Below are 20296 nucleotides of genomic sequence, written 5' to 3'. Positions count from 1 at the left end.
TATAAAACCCTATCCATTAATACAAATGTTTTATGTACTTCACCTTAAATAAGTAGTATTTTGTCGGCGATATAGTTATGGCTAATTTGGTACAAAGATAATAAATAAAAAATAAAACCTTAAAAAAATAAATCACAAATATGTTAAAATATTTTATTTTCAATTATTTTAATAAATTATTAAAAAATTTATGATAATTAATACGTTTTATAGGTGATTTTTTGAATATTTCGTTAAAATTCTCTTCTGATAAAAACTCCCAATCTGCTTTTGTATTGTTAATAATCTCTGTTTTAGCTGAAAATAAAGGCTCTTGATGGGGTTGAGAAAACCGATTCCAAGGACATACATCTTGACAAACATCACATCCAAATACCCAATCATCAAAAGTTTGTTTGAGCTCATTAGGCAATTGTTCTTTTAATTCAATAGTAAAATACGAAATACATTTACTACCATCCACTTGATAGGGCGCTACTATGGCTTGTGTAGGACAAGCATCAATACAGGCAGTGCAAGTACCACAATGGTCTGTGGTAATGGTATCATAATCTAATTCTAAATCTAAAATAATTTCAGCTATAAAGTAGAAAGAACCCGCTTTTTTAGTTATTAAATTACTATTTTTCCCAATCCAACCTAATCCGCTTTTTTTAGCCCAAGCTTTGTCTAAAACTGGGGCAGAATCCACAAAAACCCTACCCGATACTTGTCCAATTTGGTCTTGGATGGCTTGCATTAATATTTTTAATTTATCCCTAATTACATCATGATAATCTTGACCATAAGCATATTTAGAAATTTTATAGGTATTTTCAATTTGCTTTTCAGAAGGATAATAATTAAACAAAAGCGATATCACACTTTTGGCATCTGGTACAAGGATGGTAGGATCCAATCGTTTATCAAAATGACGTTCCATGTAACTCATTTGCCCTTGATGGTTTTTTTCTAACCAAAGTTCTAATCGTGGAGCTTCCTCTTCTAAAAATGCAGCTTTTGATATACCTACTGAAAAAAATCCGAGCTTTAAGGCTTCGGATTTTATAAATGCTGTGTAAGTTGATTTCATAAATGGGTCAAAAAAAAAATTTAAAAAAGACCGGTTTGAATATTTACATTTATTTTTCCTAAATGTTGATATGCTTTTTCAGTAACTTCTCGACCTCTAGGAGTCCTCATTATAAAACCCTCTTGAATCAAAAAGGGTTCATACACTTCTTCTATTGTTTCACTACTTTCAGATACTGCAGTGGCCAATGTTGATAATCCTACTGGGCCACCTTTAAATTTATCAATAATCGTGTTTAATATTTTATTGTCCATTTCATCTAAACCGTGGGCATCAACGTTTAAAGCTCTTAATGCATACTGTGCAATTTCAATATCAATTTTTCCATTGCCTTTTATTTGAGCAAAATCACGAACACGTCTTAACAAAGCATTGGCAATACGTGGTGTACCTCTGCTACGACCCGCAATTTCAATGGCAGCTTCCATTGAAATAGGCATTTTCAAAATAGAAGCACTACGCTGTACTATAGTTGTGAGCAAAGCGGTGGAATAATATTGTAACCTGCTTTGAATACCAAAACGTGCCCTCATAGGAGCAGTTAATAATCCTGAACGGGTCGTAGCTCCAATAAGTGTAAAAGGATTCAAATTAATTTGTACCGTGCGAGCATTTGGCCCTGATTCTATCATAATATCTATACGAAAATCTTCCATTGCAGAATATAAATATTCTTCAACAACAGGACTTAAACGGTGAATTTCGTCGATAAATAAAACGTCTCTTTCATCCAAATTGGTTAAAAGTCCAGCTAAATCGCCAGGTTTATCTAATACAGGCCCAGAAGTTATTTTGATACCAACACCCAATTCATTTGCCAAAATATTGGCTAATGTAGTTTTGCCAAGCCCAGGTGGTCCATGAAATAAAGCATGATCGAGGGCTTCGCCACGCTGATTGGCCGCTGCAACAAAAACTTTTAAGTTTTCTAATACTTGATCTTGTCCAGCAAAATCGTCAAAGGATAAAGGTCTTAATTTTTTTTCAAGATCTAATTCCTCATTATTATAATGTTGATTGGTAGGGTCTAAATTTTCATTCATGAAGCAAAGATAAAAAATGATATAGATAAAAATGAAAAAACCTCTCAAAAAATTGAGAGGTTCCAAGATATTCTAAAAAGATTAGTGATGTAAATCTACTTCTCCATCTTTCATAGGTACATTTTGAGGAACAAAATCTTCATCATGTCCTGGTTTGCTATAATCATAAGGCCAACGGTGTACCTCTGGAATAGCACCTGGCCAGTTGCCGTGTATATGTTCTACTGGAGTTGTCCATTCTAAAGTATTGGATTTCCAAGGATTTTGAGTTGCTTTTTTACCATAGAAAATACTAGAGAAAAAATTATACAAAAATACCAATTGAAAAGCACCGCCAACAAGAGCAAAAACAGTAATAATTACGTTTACATCTTGTAATTCATCAAATAAAGGAAATGCAGTATTAGAATAATAACGTCTTGGAAGACCTGCCATACCTATAAAGTGCATTGGAAAAAATACTCCATAAGCACAAACTGCAGTTACCCAAAAGTGAATATATCCTAAATTTTTATTTAACATTCTACCAAACATTTTTGGAAACCAATGGTAAATACCCGCAAACATTCCATAAAGTGCCGAAATACCCATAACCAAATGAAAATGTGCTACTACAAAATAAGTATCATGAACATTGATATCTAAAGTACTATCCCCTAAAATAATTCCAGTTAAACCACCAGTAATAAAAGTAGAAACCAAACCGATAGAAAACAACATAGCAGGATTCATTTGTAAATTACCTTTCCAAAGTGTTGTAATATAATTGAAAGCTTTTACTGCAGATGGTATCGCAATTAATAAAGTAGTAAAGGTAAATACCGAACCTAGAAAAGGGTTCATACCTGATACAAACATGTGATGTCCCCATACTATGGTAGATAAAAATGCAATAGCCAAAATAGAAGTAATCATGGCTCTATAACCAAATATAGGTTTACGAGAGTTAGTAGCAATAATCTCAGAAGTGATACCTAAAGCTGGTAATAAAACAATATACACCTCAGGATGACCTAAAAACCAAAACAAATGCTCGAATAACACAGGTGAACCTCCTTGATATTGCAATACTTCTCCAGCAATATATATATCCGATAAGAAGAAAGAAGTACCAAAACTTCTATCAAATATCAACAATAATGCGGCAGATAACAATACAGGAAATGACACTACACCAATGATAGCAGTTACAAAAAAGGCCCAAATAGTCAATGGCAATCTTGTCATCTTCATCCCTTTTGTACGCAAATTGATAACAGTAACTATGTAATTTAAAGAACCCATTAACGAAGAAGCAATAAATATAGCCATAGATACTAACCAAAGTGTCATACCCATACCAGAACCAGAAATGGCTTGTGGCAAAGCACTTAAAGGTGGATATATTGTCCAACCCGCATTTGCAGGGCCAGATTCTACAAAAAGAGAAATTACCATAATAACACTCGACAAAAAGAAAAGCCAATAGGAAATCATGTTCATAAAACCAGAGGCCATATCACGAGCTCCAATTTGTAACGGAATCAAAAGATTACTAAAAGTACCGCTTAATCCAGCAGTCAATACAAAGAAAACCATAATAGTTCCATGTATTGTAACTAACGCCAAATAAGTATCATTAGACATTACTCCGTTTGGAGCAAATTTTTCTCCTAGAAAAATACTGAATATTTTAAAAGATTCTTCTGGCCAAGCCAATTGCATTCTAAACAAAAGAGACATTCCAACACCCAAAATACCCATCACAATACCTGTTAAAAGATATTGTTTAGCAATCATTTTATGATCAATACTAAAGATATATTTGGTAATAAATGTTTCTTTATGGTGGTGTTCGTGTTCTTGATCGTGTGCAAGATCGTGACTATTTGCTGACATATTATAAATTTATAAATTTAAAATTGAATTATATTACATTTTTGTTGAATCAACAGCAACAGCAGTTGTAGCTACAATTTCTGGTTTTGGTTGATTGGCTAATTTTTCATCTGCAATAGCTTTTGCAATCGTACCTTGTTCACTTAACCACTTTTTATAATCTTCTTGTGTATCGACAATTACTTTCATTTGCATGTTATAATGAGACGAACCACAAATTTTATTACATAATAATAAATAATCAAAAGTATAAGGATCTAAAGCAGTTCCTCCATTTGCAACCAATTCTGCTGATTTTTCTTCTCTTATTTTGTTGATTTTTGCTATTTTTTCAACAATGAAAGGAAATTCTCTATACTCTGAAGTAGTATATATTGGTGTAAAAGCAAATTGAGTAACCATACCAGGAACACAATTCATTTGAGCTCTAAAGTGTGGAAAATAAGCAGAATGCAAAACATCTTGTGAACGGAATTTGAATAAAACTTTCTTCCCTTTTGGAATATGCAATTCTTTAGTAGCAATATCGTCTTGAGCATTTGGATCAGACATATCAACACCTAATGTATTAACTCCATTAATGTATCTAACGTTTGATTTACCTAACACATTGTCTTTACCTGAATATCGAGCAGTCCAATTAAATTGTTGAGCATAAACTTCTACTACAATTACATCATCTGTTTTTTCATCAACAAACATGATATCATTCCAAGCAAATAAACCAAAAATAATCAAACCAGCTAATACAACAGCAGGAATAGTACTCCAAATAACTTCTAATTTATTATTATCAGAAAAATAAAGCGCTTTTTGTCCTTCTTTTCCTCTATATTTGAATGCAAAATAATGTAAAAGTGCTTGAGTGATTACTTGAACTATCATAATCAAAGTCCAAGAAGTATTCATCAAAGTATCTACAATACTTCCATGTTCAGAAGCAGGAGTTCCTAATATAAAACTACCCCAAGAAATTAAAGCATAAATCGTAAATACATAGATAAAACCAACAAAACCAAACATCAAATAACCTTGAATATTATTGTCATTATCATCTGCAATTTGTGTATTTTGATTATGAACTCCTACTTGAGTGAGATCAAATATTTTAATTAACTGCCAAACAGCAACAGCTAATAAAACTAAAACTATAATTACCAACAAACTTGTCATTTAATTTTTCTTTTAAGTATTAATAATGAAAATGTTTACTTTCCTCAATAAATGGGTTTCTTTTTGGTAATAACGGTGCTTTTGAAAGAGCATTGAAAACTACAAAAATAAATAAACCTAAGAAGAATAATATAGCACTTATTTCAGGTATTCCAATGAACCATTGAGTACCTACTGTTCCTGGCATAATCATATTGAAAAAATCAACATAATGACCTAATAATATTACTGTACCTGCCATAACCAAAACCCAAGTAATTCGTTTAAAATCAGTATTAATCAAAATCAAAACAGGAAATAAGAAATTCATAGCCACAGCTCCAAAGAATGGTAAATTATAATACTGAATTCTGGTAAAGAAATAGGTAGTTTCTTCAGGAATATCAGCATACCATATCAACATAAATTGAGAGAACCATAAATATGTCCAAAATACGCTAATACCAAACATGAATTTTGCTAAATCGTGAATGTGGCTAGTATTTACATGTTCTAGGTATCCTTGTGCTTTCAAAATTAAAGTTACCATACATATAGTTGTAATTCCACTAACAAAAAAGCTAGCAAAAACATACCAACCAAACAATGTACTAGACCAATGTGGATCAATAGACATGATCCAGTCCCATGACATAATGGATTCTGAAACAATAAAAAATACTAAAAACATAGCTGAGATATTGAAATTCTTTTTGAAAAAAGAGTTGTCATTTGACTCATCTTGAGCTAAACAGTTTTTTCTTGAAAAATGTCTATACACATTCCATCCTATTAAAAAGATAGCTGCTCTAATAATCCAAAAAGGAAAGTTTAAATAGCCAGATTTACCTGTAATAATTTTGTCAAAATGATGACTCTTAGGATCGGTAACACCTTCATGCAACCATGCAAATAAGTGATTAAAATGCAAGCCAGAGAGCAACAATATAATAAAAAAGATTACAGAAGCTACTGGCAAATAAGCTGTAATACCTTGCATTACTCTAAACAAAACTGGTGACCAACCTGCTTGAGCAACTTGTTGAATAGCATAAAAAGCTAAAACACCTAAGGATAGCAACATGAAAAAGATACAAGCTACGTACAATGCAGCCCAAGGTTTGTTTTGCAATTGACCCAAAACGTGCTCTAAATGTTCTTTGTGTTCCGCTTCAGCTTTTGCATCATGTTTTTTGACTTCATGTGCAGTTGCACCTTCATGTCCGTGTGATTCTGCCGATAAAATATGTTCAACTTCTTGAATATCTTTTGGTGCAGAAATAAAACCTATACCTATCCCTAAGATACCGATTACCATCAGGATAAGTGAAAATGTCTTTAATTTACTAGAAAATGTGTACATATCAAATTAGATAAGTTGTTTTACAATTATTGATTTTTTAGTTTTAATACGTAGGCTGCAACTAACCATCTTTCGTTGGTATTCAATTGGTTAGCATGAGAACCCATAGCATTCAAACCATAAGTTTCAACGTGAAATATACTACCTTCCGTAATAGGTCTGTCTTTATAACTTGGTACACCCAAAAATTTACCTTGAGTAACCAATTTGCCTTTACCATCTCCAGCTTCCCCATGACAAATGGCACAATAAATTCCATAAAGTTCTTTAGCTTTGTCCATATCTTTTTCAGAAATAGAATCTAAAGGCGACTTCAAATTTAATTTTGCAGCATCATATCCTGCAGTTGTATTGGGATATTCATAAGGTACAAAACCTCTTTTAATAGTTCCAATTGCAGGTAACTGACCTTCTTTACCAGCTAAACCACGTTGAGATTTAAAGGCATCTGATTCAGAATACGTTTCATAAGCTACAGATTCATACATGTTTGGCATGTATTGGTAGTTTGGCTCTGACTTATCATGACAAGATGTAAATCCTATTGATAAACTCAAAATGGCGGCAATTTTATATATATTTTTCATATCTATATTAATGCTTTTCAATGATTGTAACTTCAATAGCACCTGTAGTTTTCAGGAAAGAAGCTAGTTCATCTTCGTTATTATTTACAGCCACTTCCATTAAAAAGTGGTCATCTGTGGTTCTTACATCAGGATTTTCTGCTTCTTTAAATGGCCATAACTTACTTCGCATATAAAAAGTAATAACCATTAAGTGAGCTGCAAAAAATACAGTTTCTTCAAACATAATTGGAACAAATGCTGGCATGTTTTCCAAATAACTAAAACTTGGTTTTCCTCCAATATCTTGTGGCCAATCTTGAATCATAATATAATCCATCATAAATGTTCCAAAAGACATTCCAATAAGCCCATATATAAAAGCACAAATGGCTATTCTAGAGGGGGCTAATCCCATGGCTTTATCCAAACCATGTACAGGAAATGGTGAAAAAACTTCTTCGATATGATGATGTGCTGCACGTGTTTTTTTTACGGCATCCATTAAAATGTCATCATCATTATAAATGGCATATATAACTTTATTACTCATGATGTGAATCTTTATTTGCTTCTCTACGTTTTTTATAATACTCTCCTGATGACTTCAATATAGTTTTTACCTCTGCTTGTGCTATCACTGGGAAAGAACGAGCATATAAAAGGAATAATACAAAGAAGAATCCAATTGTTCCGATAAATATACCAATATCTACAAATGTTGGCGAAAACATAGTCCAAGAAGATGGCAAGTAATCTCTGTGCAAAGACGTTACAATAATTACAAAACGTTCAAACCACATTCCAATATTTACTACAATTGAAATTACAAACGAAAACATGATACTTGTTCTTAATTTTTTAAACCACATAAATTGAGGCGAAAACACATTACAAGTCATCATAGCCCAATATGCCCAAGCATAAGGTCCTGTTGCTCTATTTAAGAAAGCATATTGTTCATATTCCACTCCAGAATACCAAGCAATAAACAACTCCGTGATATAAGCAACTCCCACAATAGAACCCGTAATCATGATTACAATGTTCATCAATTCGATATGCTGTAAAGTAATATAGGCTTCCAAATTAGAAACTTTTCTCATAATAATAAGCAACGTATTTACCATTGCAAATCCTGAAAATACCGCTCCAGCAACGAAATATGGAGGGAAAATCGTGGTGTGCCAACCTGGAATGACAGAAGTTGCAAAGTCCATAGATACAATTGTATGTACTGATAAAACCAATGGAGTTGCTAAACCCGCTAAAACTAATGAAACTTCTTCAAATCTTTGCCAATCTTTTGCTCTACCACTCCATCCAAAAGACAATATACCATATACTTTTTTATTAAAAGGAGTTACAGCTCTGTCTCTCAACATGGCAAAATCTGGTAACAAACCTGTCCACCAAAAAACCAATGAAACAGATAAATAAGTAGAAATTGCAAACACGTCCCAAAGTAATGGAGAGTTAAAATTAACCCATAATGAACCAAACTGATTTGGTATTGGCAATACCCAATATCCTAACCAAGGGCGACCCATGTGTATAATTGGGAATAAACCTGCTTGAACAACCGAAAAAATGGTCATTGCTTCTGCTGAACGGTTGATTGCCATTCTCCATTTTTGACGGAATAATAGCAATACTGCCGAGATAAGAGTTCCAGCATGACCAATACCAACCCACCAAACGAAGTTAGTAATATCCCATGCCCAACCAACTGTTTTATTTAATCCCCATGTTCCAATTCCTTCTGAAACTGTATATAAAATGCAACCTAATCCCCAAAGGAATGCTGTTAAGGCAATTGTAAATACAGTCCACCATTGTTTGTTTGCTCTACCTTCTACAGGTGCTGCTACATCTATTGTTACATCATGATAGCTTTTATCACCTATAACTAAGGGTTTTCTTATGGGTGCTTCGTAATGAGACGACATATCCTTTATAGTATTTCTAAATTAATAATAATTCTAAGTATTTCTGACTTTTACTTGATAAATCACATTTGGTTTTGTGCCAATATGATCCAGTAAATGGTACATTCTTTTGTCTTCAGCTAATTTTGCGATATGACTTTCTTTGTCGTTTACGTCTCCAAAAATCATAGCTCCTGTTTGACAAGCACTTGAACATGCTGTTTGGAATTCTCCATCAGCAACTGGTCGGCCTTCTTTTTTAGCTGTTAATATAGTCAATTGTGTTTTTTGAATACACATTGAACATTTTTCCATTACCCCTCTTGAACGAACATTTACGTCTGGGTTTACAACCATACGCCCTAAATCATCATTCATGTGGTAGTCAAATTCACTGTTTTTGCTGTACAAGAACCAGTTGAATCTTCTCACTTTATACGGACAGTTGTTAGCACAATAACGAGTACCCACACATCTGTTGTATGCCATTTGATTTTGTCCTTGACGACCATGTGAAGTTGCCGCAACTGGACAAACCGTTTCGCATGGTGCGTGGTTACAATGCTGACACATTACTGGTTGAAATGCCACTTGTGGATTGGCAGAAGCATGTTCCATTTGGCCAAATCCTCCTAATGAACCTTTATCCCCGAATAAGCCATCAAAGCCATCTTTTTTCTCATCATCTTGAGCAAAAGTATCTTCTGAAGAATAATACCTGTCAATTCTCAACCAATGCATATCACGTGAACGTCTTACTTCAGATTTACCAACTACAGGAACATTGTTTTCAGCATGACAAGCTATTACGCAAGCTCCACAACCTGTACAAGCGTTCAAATCTATTGATAAATTAAAATGATGTCCTTTTGAACGGTCAAATGAATCCCACAAATCAACAGTTTTTGCATCTACCTCTTTGTGATCTAATGAAACTTTCACAGGTTCATTCCATTCTTCAGCATCTTTTGTATTGAAAATTGTAAGTGTCGTTTCTTTTAAAATATCGCCTCTACCCATCAAAGTTTTTTGACCTTGAACACAAGCAAACTCATGTGTTCCGTCAGCTTTGGTAGCTTTGGCTGTTTGAGTAGCATTCAAATTTTTATACAAGGTATAAGCATTCAATCCTACTTGCATTTCTTCTTTTAATCCTGCTTTTTTTCCATATCCTAAAGCAAGTCCAATAGTTTTTTCTGCTTGGCCTGGCTGAACAATAACTGGAATATTTTCCAATTTTACGCCATTTACTTCAAGGTTTAGATAACTACCATTTAAACCACCATTTGCAACTATTTCATTTTCTAATCCTAATGCCTTAGCATCTTTTTGAGAAATAGTAGCATAATTATCCCAAGACACTCTTGTAATTGGATCAGGGAATTCTTGTAACCAAGGGTTGTTGGCATGTTGTCCATCGCCCATACCCGTTTTGGTATATAAATTCAATTCAAAATCAGCACTTGGTTTTGATTGTGATAAAATAGAAGCAGCTTGACTATATGAAAATGATCCTGGAGCAGCACTTGATCCAGAAGCAACACCAACGTAAACACCATCATGCAATACTTGATTCCATGTTGATCCAGCAATATAAGATGCAGATACTGATTTCAAGTAATCATAATAAGACATTGGGTTGTTATTCCACGCTAATAAGCATTCTTGAAATTGTTTGGTATTAAATAAAGGTCTGATTGTAGGTTGCGTTAAAGCATAAGACCCTTTTGTAATAGCTACATCTCCCCAAGCTTCTAAAAAATGAGGAGCTGCTGCTGCAATATTAGAAACTAATGCTGTTTCGTCTTCTTTGAGAGTAAAGGTTGTTGAAAGGGAAACTTTTTTAAGTCCTTCCACAAAATCTTTAGCATTTGGTAAAGAATAAACAGGATTTACACCACTCATAATCAACGTATGCACAAGTCCAGCTTTCATGTCGTTAATCAGTTGATTTACTTGAACTGTGGCACCTTTTCTTATTTGTCTGGTACCGTTTGTATTAAAAGATTCGCTTGCTAATGCGTTATTAATTGCTATTACCAATAATTGAGCATTTACATCTTGCAAACCAGATACCAAAACTCCTTTTGAACCAGCGGCTTTAAGTTGTTGGGCTGCTTTATTAACTTCAGCTTTAACTTTTTCGTCTAATGTTACTGCGTTTGAAGCACCAGTTACAACATTATAAAGCTGTACTAAAGCTTGTTTTTGAACTGCTGCAGACATTGGAATTCTTTTATCAGCTGCTGCTCCAGATAATGACATATTTGCTTCAAACTGGAAGTGTTTAGACATTATTTTATTTTTAGGAACTCTTCCTTGAGCATAGCCAGTAGCATAATTTCCCCCTTGCCAATCTCCTAAAATGTCTGCACCAACAGAAACAATTACTGAAGCTTTAGAAAAATCATAATCTACCAATGCTCTTTCACCATATACCAATTGGAAAGCGTCTAACGCTTCAGAAGCAGACACTGCATCGTAAACAACGTGTTTAGCATTTGGATTGGCATTAATAAACTCAGCAATTAATTTTTCTGTTGAAGGACTTGCAAGCGTGTTGGTTAATAACACAACTTGTTTTCCTTTTGCTTTAGCTTCTGCGATACTAGCTTTAACTTTGGCATCTACTTCATTCCAAGCAACATTTTTTCCTGCAATAGTAGGATTTTTCAATCTCATACTATCATATAAGGATAATATAGAAGCATGAACTCTTGCATTTGCAGCAAATTTAGCTCCTGCTATGGTATTGTTTTCAATTTTAATTGGTCGGCCTTCTCTTGTTTTCACTAAAAGGTTTGCAAAATCAAAACCGTCAAAAACAGTTGTTGCATAATAATCTGCAACGCCAGGAATGATTTGCTCTGGTTGAACAACATAAGGTATCGACTTGTGTACTGGACCTTCGCAAGCAGCTAAAGTTGCAGCGGCTGTACTAAATCCAACATACTTTAAGAAATCACGTCTTGTAGTTGAAGAAGAAGATAAAGACTCTTTATCACCTAAAAATTCATCGGTTGGAATTTCTTCAACAAACTCGTTATTTCTAAGTGTCTCAACAATAGAACTATTTTCTTTTAGTTCTTCAACACTTTGCCAGTATTTTTTGTTTGATGACATATTTTTTTATAATTAATTCGTTTATTCTTTTCTATTATCTATTTAAAATTTGGTAGTAATGTAGCCAATTCATTTAGTAGTGGCATTTTCCACATTCTAAACCACCCATTTGTGCAGCAGTTAATTTTTCTACACCATATTTTTTAGAAAGTTCTTCGTGTATTTTTGTATAATACGCATTGCCTTCCATTTTAACATCTGTCTTTCTATGACAGTCCACACACCAGCCCATTGTCAATGGAGCAAATTGTTTCATTACTTCATACGTTTGAACTGGACCATGACAAGTTTGACATTCTACCCCTGCCACAGAAACGTGTTGTGAGTGATTGAAATAAACAAAATCTTGAAGGTTATGAATACGAACCCATTTTACTGGCTCTGTTTTTCCAGTATATTTAGTACCATCCCATCCTACGGCTTTGTATAATTTTTGGATTTCTCCGTCGTAAAAAGCTTTAGAATGTTCGGCAGTTGCTGTAGTATCAGATACTTCACTGATATTTTTATGGCAATTCATACAAACATTTAATGATGGTATGCCTGCATTTTTACTTACCCTTGCCGAAGAGTGGCAATATTTACAATCTATTTTATTGCTTCCAGCATGTATTCTGTGTGAATAATGAATAGGTTGAATAGGTTCATAATCCTGATCTACCCCTACTTGCATCAAGAAACCATAGGCTACATAACCACTTAATAATAGCATTATAATTGCTGAAACTAGTACTAAAAATTGGTTTTGAACGAATGCTTTCCAAATTGGTAATTTGGCTTCTTTTAGTTCAGGAACTATTCCGTTTGCTTTTGCTATTTTGGACAATACATTGTTTACCATAAACAACATTACAATCAAAATACACATCACTACGGCCAATGCCCCAAGTACAATGTTGTTTGATGCACCTCCTGCATTAGCGTTTTTTACATCGCCTCCTCCATTTGGAGTTGGAGCTGGAGCTTCAGCTTTTGGTTCGTTGGTATAGGCAATAATATTGTCTATATCGGCATCCGAAAGTTGAGGAAAGGCAGTCATTACTGCTCCATTATATGCTTTGCTTACTCGGACTGCTTCTGCATCTCCTGATTTGATCATTTGAGAGCTGTTGCGAATCCATTTGTACAACCAATCTGTACTTACCTTAGAAGAAATCCCTCTAAGTGCTGGCCCAGTCATGTCTTTGTCTAATTTGTGGCAAGCGGCACAATTAGTATTAAACAATTCTTTACCCTTAGCAGCGTCTCCAGTACCAGCAGCTGCGGGTGCAGCGGCTTCTGTAGCAGGAGCTGCGGCTGGAGCAGCATTCTGAGCAAAAGACGTTAAGGAAATGTTTAGCAATAGTGCTAAGCTTAAAATTAAATTCCTTGAAATCGAATTAGGGTTACCCACCTTTTTCATATTTTTAATGATTATCGACTAAAAATTATTGTTTTATTAGGTTTTATAAAGAAATCGTTAGCGTTTCTTTAAAAACTTGCACAAAAATACAATTTAAGAACTATTCCTAAAAGCAATAACAAAGGATATTTTTAATTTATAGTCATTCTAAATAAACTTTAACTTTTCATTAGGCATTTTATATGTTATATTTGCATAAAAATCAATCCTTTATGAACATTTACACCATAAAAAAATCCATTATTTTAGCCCTTTTTTTGGGTTTATTTTATTCAAAATCAACTGCTCAGGAATCAAAAACAACACTTATTCAGGATCAAAATTTTGAAAAATTACTGAAAGAAAGACGAAAAACGAACACTATAACGTTTGATGACAGTCAATACAAGATTCAAATTTATAATGGCGACAGCGAAAATAGCAAACAAATATTAGCAACTGTTAAAAAAAACAATAAAGAATACGATTCTTCCATTGTGTTTGACACACCTAATTATAAGGTTTGGATTGGTAATTTTAAAACAAGAATAGAAGCAGAGAGGAATCTGGTTATACTCAAAAAAAAGTATCCTGCTGCATTTTTGATTAAACCTAAAAAATAAATCATAAAAAAAACGCCTTAATTTTCAAGTTAAGGCGTTTTTTTTATAATGAATTTAGATTTTATTTTAATTTCTTTTTAACAGATACTTCGTGGTAAGCTTCTATCAAATCACGTTCTTCAATGTCGTTGTAATTTTTAATTTGAATACCACAATCATATCCTTTTGATACTTCTTTCACATCGTCTTTGAAACGTTTTAATGCCAATAAATCTCCTGTAAATACTACTACACCATTTCTAATTACTCTTATTTTAGAATTTCTAGCTATTTTTCCGTCTATAACCATACATCCAGCAATAGAGCCTACTTTTGAAATTTTGAATATCTCTCTGATTTCGGCAGTACCTGTAATTTCTTCTTTTATTTCAGGAGATAACATCCCTTCCATAGCATCTTTCAAATCGTCGATTGCATCGTAGATGATGGAATAATTTCGGATATCGATTTCTTCTTTATCAGCCAATTGACGAGCATTTCCGGCAGGTCTAACATTAAATCCAATAATAATAGCATCGGAAGCAGAGGCCAACATAACATCCGTTTCAGTAATAGCACCAACACCTTTGTGAATGATGTTGATTTGAATTTCGTCAGTAGATAATTTTGAAAACGAATCTGATAATGCTTCAACAGATCCATCAACATCTCCTTTAAGTATAATATTCAATTCTTTGAACTGACCTAAAGCAATTCGTCTTCCAATTTCGTCAAGAGTAATGTGTCGTTGTGTACGAACCGATTGTTCACGCATCAATTGAGCCCGTTTTGAAGCAATTTGTTTGGCTTCTTTTTCGTCTTCAAACACATTAAATTTATCACCAGCAGTTGCTGCACCATTCAAACCTAAAACAGATACTGGAGTAGATGGACCTGCAAATTTGACTACATGACCTCTTTCATCGTGCATGGCTTTGATTTTTCCATGGTGTTTTCCCGCTAACATATAATCGCCAATTTTCAAAGTACCGTGTTGTACTAAAATGGTAGATACATACCCTTTACCTTTATCCAAAAAGGCTTCGACAACAGTGCCTTGTGCGGCTTTATTTGGATTGGATTTTAAATCTAAAATTTCGGCTTCTAATAAAACTTTTTCTAATAATTCTTTTACGCCTGTACCTACTTTTGCAGAAATATCATGTGATTGAATTTTGCCTCCCCAGTCTTCAACTAGTAAATTCATTCCAGCTAATCTTTCTTTAATTTTTTCAGGATTGGCATTTGGTTTATCCACTTTATTGATAGCAAAAATAATAGGTACACCCGCTGCTTGGGCATGACTGATTGCTTCCTTGGTTTGTGGCATGATGTCGTCGTCTGCAGCAATTACGATAATTGCAATATCGGTTACTTGAGCTCCACGGGCACGCATGGCCGTAAAGGCTTCGTGACCAGGTGTATCTAAAAATGCGATTTTTTGACCATTATCCAACGTAACTCCATAAGCACCAATATGTTGTGTAATACCTCCCGACTCGCCTGCAATAACATTTTCTTTACGAATATAATCCAGCAAAGAGGTTTTACCATGATCTACGTGCCCCATTACGGTAACAATCGGAGCTCTGGTTTCTAAATCCTCTTCTTTATCGGCTACTACTTCAATGGCTTCTTCAATATCAACAGTAATGAATTCTACTTCATATCCAAACTCATCTGCAACAATTGTAAGTGTTTCAGCATCAAGTCGTTGGTTTTGAGTTACCATAATACCAAGCGACATACAAGTACCTATAACCTTTGTAATTGGCACATCCATCATAATGGCTACTTCGCCCACAGTAACAAATTCGGTTACTTTGATGGTTTTACTGCCTTCGTCTAGTGCACGTTGTTCGTCATCAGACTTTTGACGGTGCGTTTCTCTTTTATCTCTTCTATATTTAGCGGCTTTAGATTTGTTTCCTTTTCCTTGAAGTTTTTCTAAAGTTTCTCTAATTTGATTTTTAACGTCTTCTTCAGTAGGCTCCACTTTGGCAACAATTGCAGGTCTGTTCCCTTTTACAAAACCTGGTCTATTTCCACGGTTATTATTATTGTTATTGTTACTATTATTAGTATTTGGAACAATTTTGTTAGCCCCTGGAGTACCCGTATTGGTAGTACCTGTTGGTTTTGGAGTACCTGGTTTTGGTGCAATTCTCTTACGCTTATTTTTATTAGCATTAGCATTATTTGCATTAGGTGTTCCTGGTTTATTGGGCGTAATTTTTGGCTCGCTTTTCTTTTTTGGTTTATTGAATTGAGACAAATCAATAGTTTGACCTGTTAAAGTAGCTCCAGATAATTTTTGATATTGCGTAGTAAAAGTTTCCTCTTTTGGGACTTCAACCACTGGAGGTTCTTTTTTAGTTTCTTTAGGTTTCTCTGCATTGTTGGGTTTGATAGCCTTATTTGGTTGAATGATATTGGCAATATGCTTTGGAGCATCTGTCTTTAATACTTCAACTTTTTTGGCCACTACTTTTGGAGGGGTAATTTTAGGTACCTCTGTTTTCAAAACTTCAATAACAACCTCTTTTACTGGCTCAGCCACTTTTGTTGGCTCAGCCACTTTTACTGGTTCGGCCACCACTTTTTCTGCAGGTTTTTCAACAATTGGAGCCACTTTTGGGGCTTCCACTTCTTGTTTTTCTACAGGTTTTGCTTGGTTGCTTTTTGGATTAAGGTCAATTTTCCCTACCTGAACAGGGCCAGCCATCACTGCTTTTGCTTTGATAACTTCTAGTCTTTGACGTTCTTCCTCTTGTTTGCGTTTGAGTTCGATTTCTCGTTCTCTTTCCAATTTCAAGGCTTCTTTTTCCTTTCTTTTTTCTTCACTCACTTCTTTAGAAGCCTGTTTATTGCCTTTGTCGCCCGCAAATTGTCCGCAAAGGACGTTATATACGTCATCTGAAATTTTTGTATTTGGGTTTGCTTCAATAGCAATGCCTTTATCTTTTAGATAATCCACAGCTCTTTCTAAGGAAATATTCAACTCCCTTAAAACTTTGTTTATTCTAATCACTTTTTCTTCAGACATATTATAACCTTAAAATTTATTTATTATATTTTATAAAAGAGAAATATTAATTTTCAAATTCTTCTTTTAATATTTGCATTACTTCTTCTATTGTTTCTTCTTCTAAATCTGTTCTTCTTGCCAAGTCTTCGACTGTTTGGCTCAAGATGCTTTTTGCTGTATCCAACCCAATTTTGGCAAACTCTTCAATAACCCAAGCGTCAATTTCATCTGAAAACTCTGTCAATTCCACATCGTCTTCGTCGGCAACTGTTCCAGCTACTTCTCCTTCTCGGATAACATCCAATTCATAACCCGTAAGCAATCCAGCTAGTCTAATGTTATGACCGCCACGACCAATGGCTTTTGATACTTCTTCTAATTTTAAGAATACATCAGCTCGTTTAGTATCTTCGTTTATTTTGATAGACGATACTTTTGCAGGGCTCAATGCTCTAGTAATAAACAGTTGGGCATTGTTTGTAAAATTGATTACGTCAATATTTTCGTTACCCAATTCTCTAACTATACCGTGGATTCTGCTGCCTTTCATTCCTACGCAAGCCCCAACAGGATCTATACGATCGTCGTAAGTTTCAACAGCAACTTTGGCTTTTTCGCCAGGTATTCTAACTACTTTTTTCACAATGATTAAACCATCTGCTACTTCAGGTATTTCTTGTTCAAATAATTTTTCTAAAAATTTCTCTGAAGTTCTAGACATAATAATTTGAGGTTTATTGCCTTTCAATTCAACGCTTTCAATAATACCACGAACGTTGTCACCTTTTCTAAAGAAATCCGATGGAATTTGTTTTTCTTTTGGCAAAACAATTTCATTGCCACTATCATCTACTAAAATAACAACTTTTGGTCTCACGTGGTGTACCTCTGCGGTATATACGTCGCCAATCAGGTCTTTAAATTGTTTGTATAAGTTAGTGCTATCGTGTTCGTGTATTTTAGAAATTAAATTTTGTCTTAATGCTAAAATGGCACGTCTTCCTAAATCAACAAGTTTTACTTCTTCTGAAACCTCTTCGCCAATTTCAAAATCAGGTTCAATTTTTCTGGCATCGGTAAGGGTTATTTCCAAATGGTCCAAATCCAAATCGTCATCGGCTACAATAACTCTTCTTTGCCAAATTTCCATATCGCCTTTATCTGGATTGATAATAATATCAAAATTATCATCCGATCCAAATTTCTTTTTTAATGCGTTTCTAAATACATCTTCCAAGATCGCCATTAAAGTAACACGATCTATCAGTTTATCATCTTTAAACTCTGAAAACGATTCGATTAATGCAATATTCTCCATGCCAAATTTTTAATTAAATGTTATTGTAACAACTGCTTCTTTGATTTCAGTATAAGCTATTTCTTGTACCTTATCAACAGTTTCCTTTCCTTTTCCTATTTTCTTTGGTTCTCTCGTTTGCCACGACAAAGTTATAAAATCTTCGTTAGCTTGAATCAATTTTGCTTCAATAATTTCATTTGCAAGTTTTACTTGCAAGGTTCGTCCAATATTTTTCTTGTACTGACGAATTAATTTTAAAGGAGATGAAACTCCTGCCGAAGCTACTTCTAACGAAAAATCTTGTTCTTCTCTGTCCAAATGCTGCTCAATATCGCGACTAACATCTATACAATCTTGAAGGACTACCCCATGATCGCCGTCTAAGGTAACGATTATTTTAAAATCGTCTCTTATTGTTAAATCCACTAAAAACAAACTTGGTCGTGTATCCAAGCAATTGTTGAGCAATGCTGAAACCTTTTCTTTAAATGTCATACTTTATAAAAAGAGGGGACAATCGTCCCCTCATTATTTAATTTCTTAATAAATAACGGTGCAAATATAGTTATTTTTTTTAAATGACAAAAAACCTTTTGAAATGTTATTAATTTTTATTAATTTTATATCGAAAAAAAATATGATTCTGAACCAATGAAACGGATATACATGGCACAAGCTATATGTTATCACTAAAAAAAACACAGAGTTATCAATCAGACTATCAATCACTTAAATTATTTTACCATGAAAAGAATACTTGTACCGACAGATTTTTCTGAACATTCAGAACATGCACTTCGAGTTGCGGCTCAAATTGCAAAAAAACACAATGGCGAAATTATATTATTACACAGCATTGAATTACCGCATTTAATTGGTGAAAATGCTCAAAAAGGTGAAAATATACCTGAAATTATGTTTTTTAAAAACAAAGCCATCGAAAAATTAGAAGCACAAATGGATGCTGACTTTTTAGATGGTATAGAAGTATCCGAAATCATTAAATTAGAAAGGGTTTTTGATAGCATCCTGACATTAATTCAAAAAAACAATATCGATTTGATTGTTATGGGGTCTCATGGAAGTAACGGAATTCAAGAAATATTAGTTGGCTCTAATACAGAGAAAGTAGTTAGAAATGTAGATGTTCCCGTACTAATTATTAAAAATGAGATGCCCGTATTTGAAGTCAATCATTTTGTTTTTGCGTCTGATTTTTCTAAAGAAATCAAAACAAATTTTCATAAAGTGATCCAATTTGCCGAAAAAAACCAAGCCAAATTGCATTTGGTTTACATCAACACCCCCACACAATTCAAAACTACAGCAGTTGCAGAGGAATTATTGCGACAATTTGTTAGCGATTTTGATATTAAAAACTTCGAAACCCACATCTATAATGATATAAGTGTAGAAAAAGGTGTTTTTAATTTTTCAAAAGCAATTCAAGCCGAATTGATTGGACTAAGTACACATGGTAAAAAAGGGATTTCGCATTTTTTTAATGGCAGTATTAGCGAAAGTATTGTCAATCATGCTACATTGCCTGTAATAACATTTAAAGTATAACAAAAAAAAATCGTAAACACTTAAAATTAAGTTATTTACGATTTTAAAGTGGTCCCACTTGGAATCGAACCAAGCACCTACTGATTATGAGTCAGTTGCTCTAACCGAATGAGCTATAGGACCATTTTTGAGAGTGCAATATTAATACATTTATTGTTTATTTGCAAACAATTTTTAAATGTTTTGATTAAAATGTTCAAAAAAAATTTAATTCACTGATATTGAAGATTTTAGTAAAATAAAAAAACACCTCATGATGTAAAATATCATTGAGGTGTTGCTGTTTACCAA

General features: G+C 33.8%; 15 protein-coding genes and 1 tRNA gene. 2 read left to right on the top strand and 14 right to left on the bottom strand.

Annotated elements, in window-relative coordinates:
- Positions 1 to 163 precede the first annotated feature (163 nt).
- The 10 genes from queG to B0A58_RS08340 all read right to left on the bottom strand — a co-directional run bounded on the left by queG (position 164) and on the right by B0A58_RS08340 (position 13527).
- On the bottom strand, positions 164 to 1072 hold the full coding sequence (gene queG / locus B0A58_RS08385; RefSeq protein WP_089080686.1) for a tRNA epoxyqueuosine(34) reductase QueG: 909 nt from the start codon (positions 1070 to 1072) through the stop codon (positions 164 to 166).
- A gap of 20 nt (positions 1073 to 1092) precedes the next feature.
- Complete coding sequence (gene ruvB, locus B0A58_RS08380) at positions 1093 to 2115, bottom strand: Holliday junction branch migration DNA helicase RuvB (RefSeq protein WP_089080685.1); 1023 nt, start codon at positions 2113 to 2115, stop codon at positions 1093 to 1095.
- Positions 2116 to 2196: 81 nt separating this feature from the next.
- Entirely contained in the window at positions 2197 to 3993 is a 1797-nt protein-coding gene (locus tag B0A58_RS08375) for a cytochrome c oxidase subunit I (protein WP_089080684.1), read from the bottom strand.
- Between the two features lie 33 nt (positions 3994 to 4026).
- Positions 4027 to 5166 carry a cytochrome c oxidase subunit II gene (locus B0A58_RS08370; protein ID WP_089080683.1) on the bottom strand — a complete coding sequence of 380 codons (1140 nt, stop codon included), beginning with the start codon at positions 5164 to 5166 and terminating at the stop codon, positions 4027 to 4029.
- A 19-nt stretch (positions 5167 to 5185) separates the two neighbouring features.
- On the bottom strand, positions 5186 to 6508 hold the full coding sequence (locus B0A58_RS08365; RefSeq protein WP_014082950.1) for a cation-translocating P-type ATPase: 1323 nt from the start codon (positions 6506 to 6508) through the stop codon (positions 5186 to 5188).
- Between the two features lie 26 nt (positions 6509 to 6534).
- Complete coding sequence (locus B0A58_RS08360) at positions 6535 to 7095, bottom strand: c-type cytochrome (protein ID WP_014082949.1); 561 nt, start codon at positions 7093 to 7095, stop codon at positions 6535 to 6537.
- A gap of 7 nt (positions 7096 to 7102) precedes the next feature.
- On the bottom strand, positions 7103 to 7627 hold the full coding sequence (locus B0A58_RS08355; RefSeq protein ID WP_014082948.1) for a DUF3341 domain-containing protein: 525 nt from the start codon (positions 7625 to 7627) through the stop codon (positions 7103 to 7105).
- Positions 7620 to 9023, bottom strand: a complete 1404-nt coding sequence (gene nrfD / locus B0A58_RS08350; RefSeq protein ID WP_014082947.1) for an NrfD/PsrC family molybdoenzyme membrane anchor subunit — start codon at positions 9021 to 9023, stop codon at positions 7620 to 7622. The genes B0A58_RS08355 and nrfD overlap by 8 nt, the downstream gene beginning before the upstream one ends.
- Before the next feature lie 33 nt (positions 9024 to 9056).
- Positions 9057 to 12125: a TAT-variant-translocated molybdopterin oxidoreductase gene (locus B0A58_RS08345; protein WP_089080682.1), complete on the bottom strand. Its 3069-nt coding sequence runs from the start codon at positions 12123 to 12125 to the stop codon at positions 9057 to 9059.
- A gap of 73 nt (positions 12126 to 12198) precedes the next feature.
- Positions 12199 to 13527: a c-type cytochrome gene (locus tag B0A58_RS08340; RefSeq protein ID WP_089080681.1), complete on the bottom strand. Its 1329-nt coding sequence runs from the start codon at positions 13525 to 13527 to the stop codon at positions 12199 to 12201.
- A 212-nt stretch (positions 13528 to 13739) separates the two neighbouring features.
- On the opposite strand from B0A58_RS08340, the gene B0A58_RS08335 reads away from it, so the two are divergent.
- Positions 13740 to 14129, top strand: coding sequence for an SPOR domain-containing protein (locus B0A58_RS08335; RefSeq protein ID WP_089080680.1), 390 nt, complete (start codon positions 13740 to 13742; stop codon positions 14127 to 14129).
- A 61-nt stretch (positions 14130 to 14190) separates the two neighbouring features.
- On the opposite strand, the gene infB is transcribed toward B0A58_RS08335, so the two are convergent.
- From infB to rimP, 3 genes are read right to left on the bottom strand one after another with little or no spacing between them, the layout of a single operon-like run.
- The gene (gene infB, locus B0A58_RS08330; protein WP_089080679.1) at positions 14191 to 17154 is read right to left on the bottom strand and encodes a translation initiation factor IF-2; all 2964 of its coding nucleotides are present in this window, start codon (positions 17152 to 17154) and stop codon (positions 14191 to 14193) included.
- Positions 17155 to 17200: 46 nt separating this feature from the next.
- On the bottom strand, positions 17201 to 18454 hold the full coding sequence (gene nusA, locus B0A58_RS08325; protein WP_089080678.1) for a transcription termination factor NusA: 1254 nt from the start codon (positions 18452 to 18454) through the stop codon (positions 17201 to 17203).
- A 9-nt stretch (positions 18455 to 18463) separates the two neighbouring features.
- Positions 18464 to 18931: a ribosome assembly cofactor RimP gene (gene rimP / locus B0A58_RS08320; protein ID WP_014082941.1), complete on the bottom strand. Its 468-nt coding sequence runs from the start codon at positions 18929 to 18931 to the stop codon at positions 18464 to 18466.
- Positions 18932 to 19180: 249 nt separating this feature from the next.
- On the opposite strand from rimP, the gene B0A58_RS08315 reads away from it, so the two are divergent.
- Positions 19181 to 20005 carry a universal stress protein gene (locus B0A58_RS08315; protein ID WP_089080677.1) on the top strand — a complete coding sequence of 275 codons (825 nt, stop codon included), beginning with the start codon at positions 19181 to 19183 and terminating at the stop codon, positions 20003 to 20005.
- A gap of 49 nt (positions 20006 to 20054) precedes the next feature.
- On the opposite strand, the gene B0A58_RS08310 is transcribed toward B0A58_RS08315, so the two are convergent.
- A tRNA-Ile gene (locus tag B0A58_RS08310) sits at positions 20055 to 20128 on the bottom strand.
- Positions 20129 to 20296: the final 168 nt, after the last annotated feature.

It is taken from the genome of Flavobacterium branchiophilum NBRC 15030 = ATCC 35035 (genome assembly GCF_002217205.1).
Classification (GTDB): domain Bacteria; phylum Bacteroidota; class Bacteroidia; order Flavobacteriales; family Flavobacteriaceae; genus Flavobacterium; species Flavobacterium branchiophilum.
This window is presented reverse-complemented; position numbering and strand designations above follow the sequence as displayed.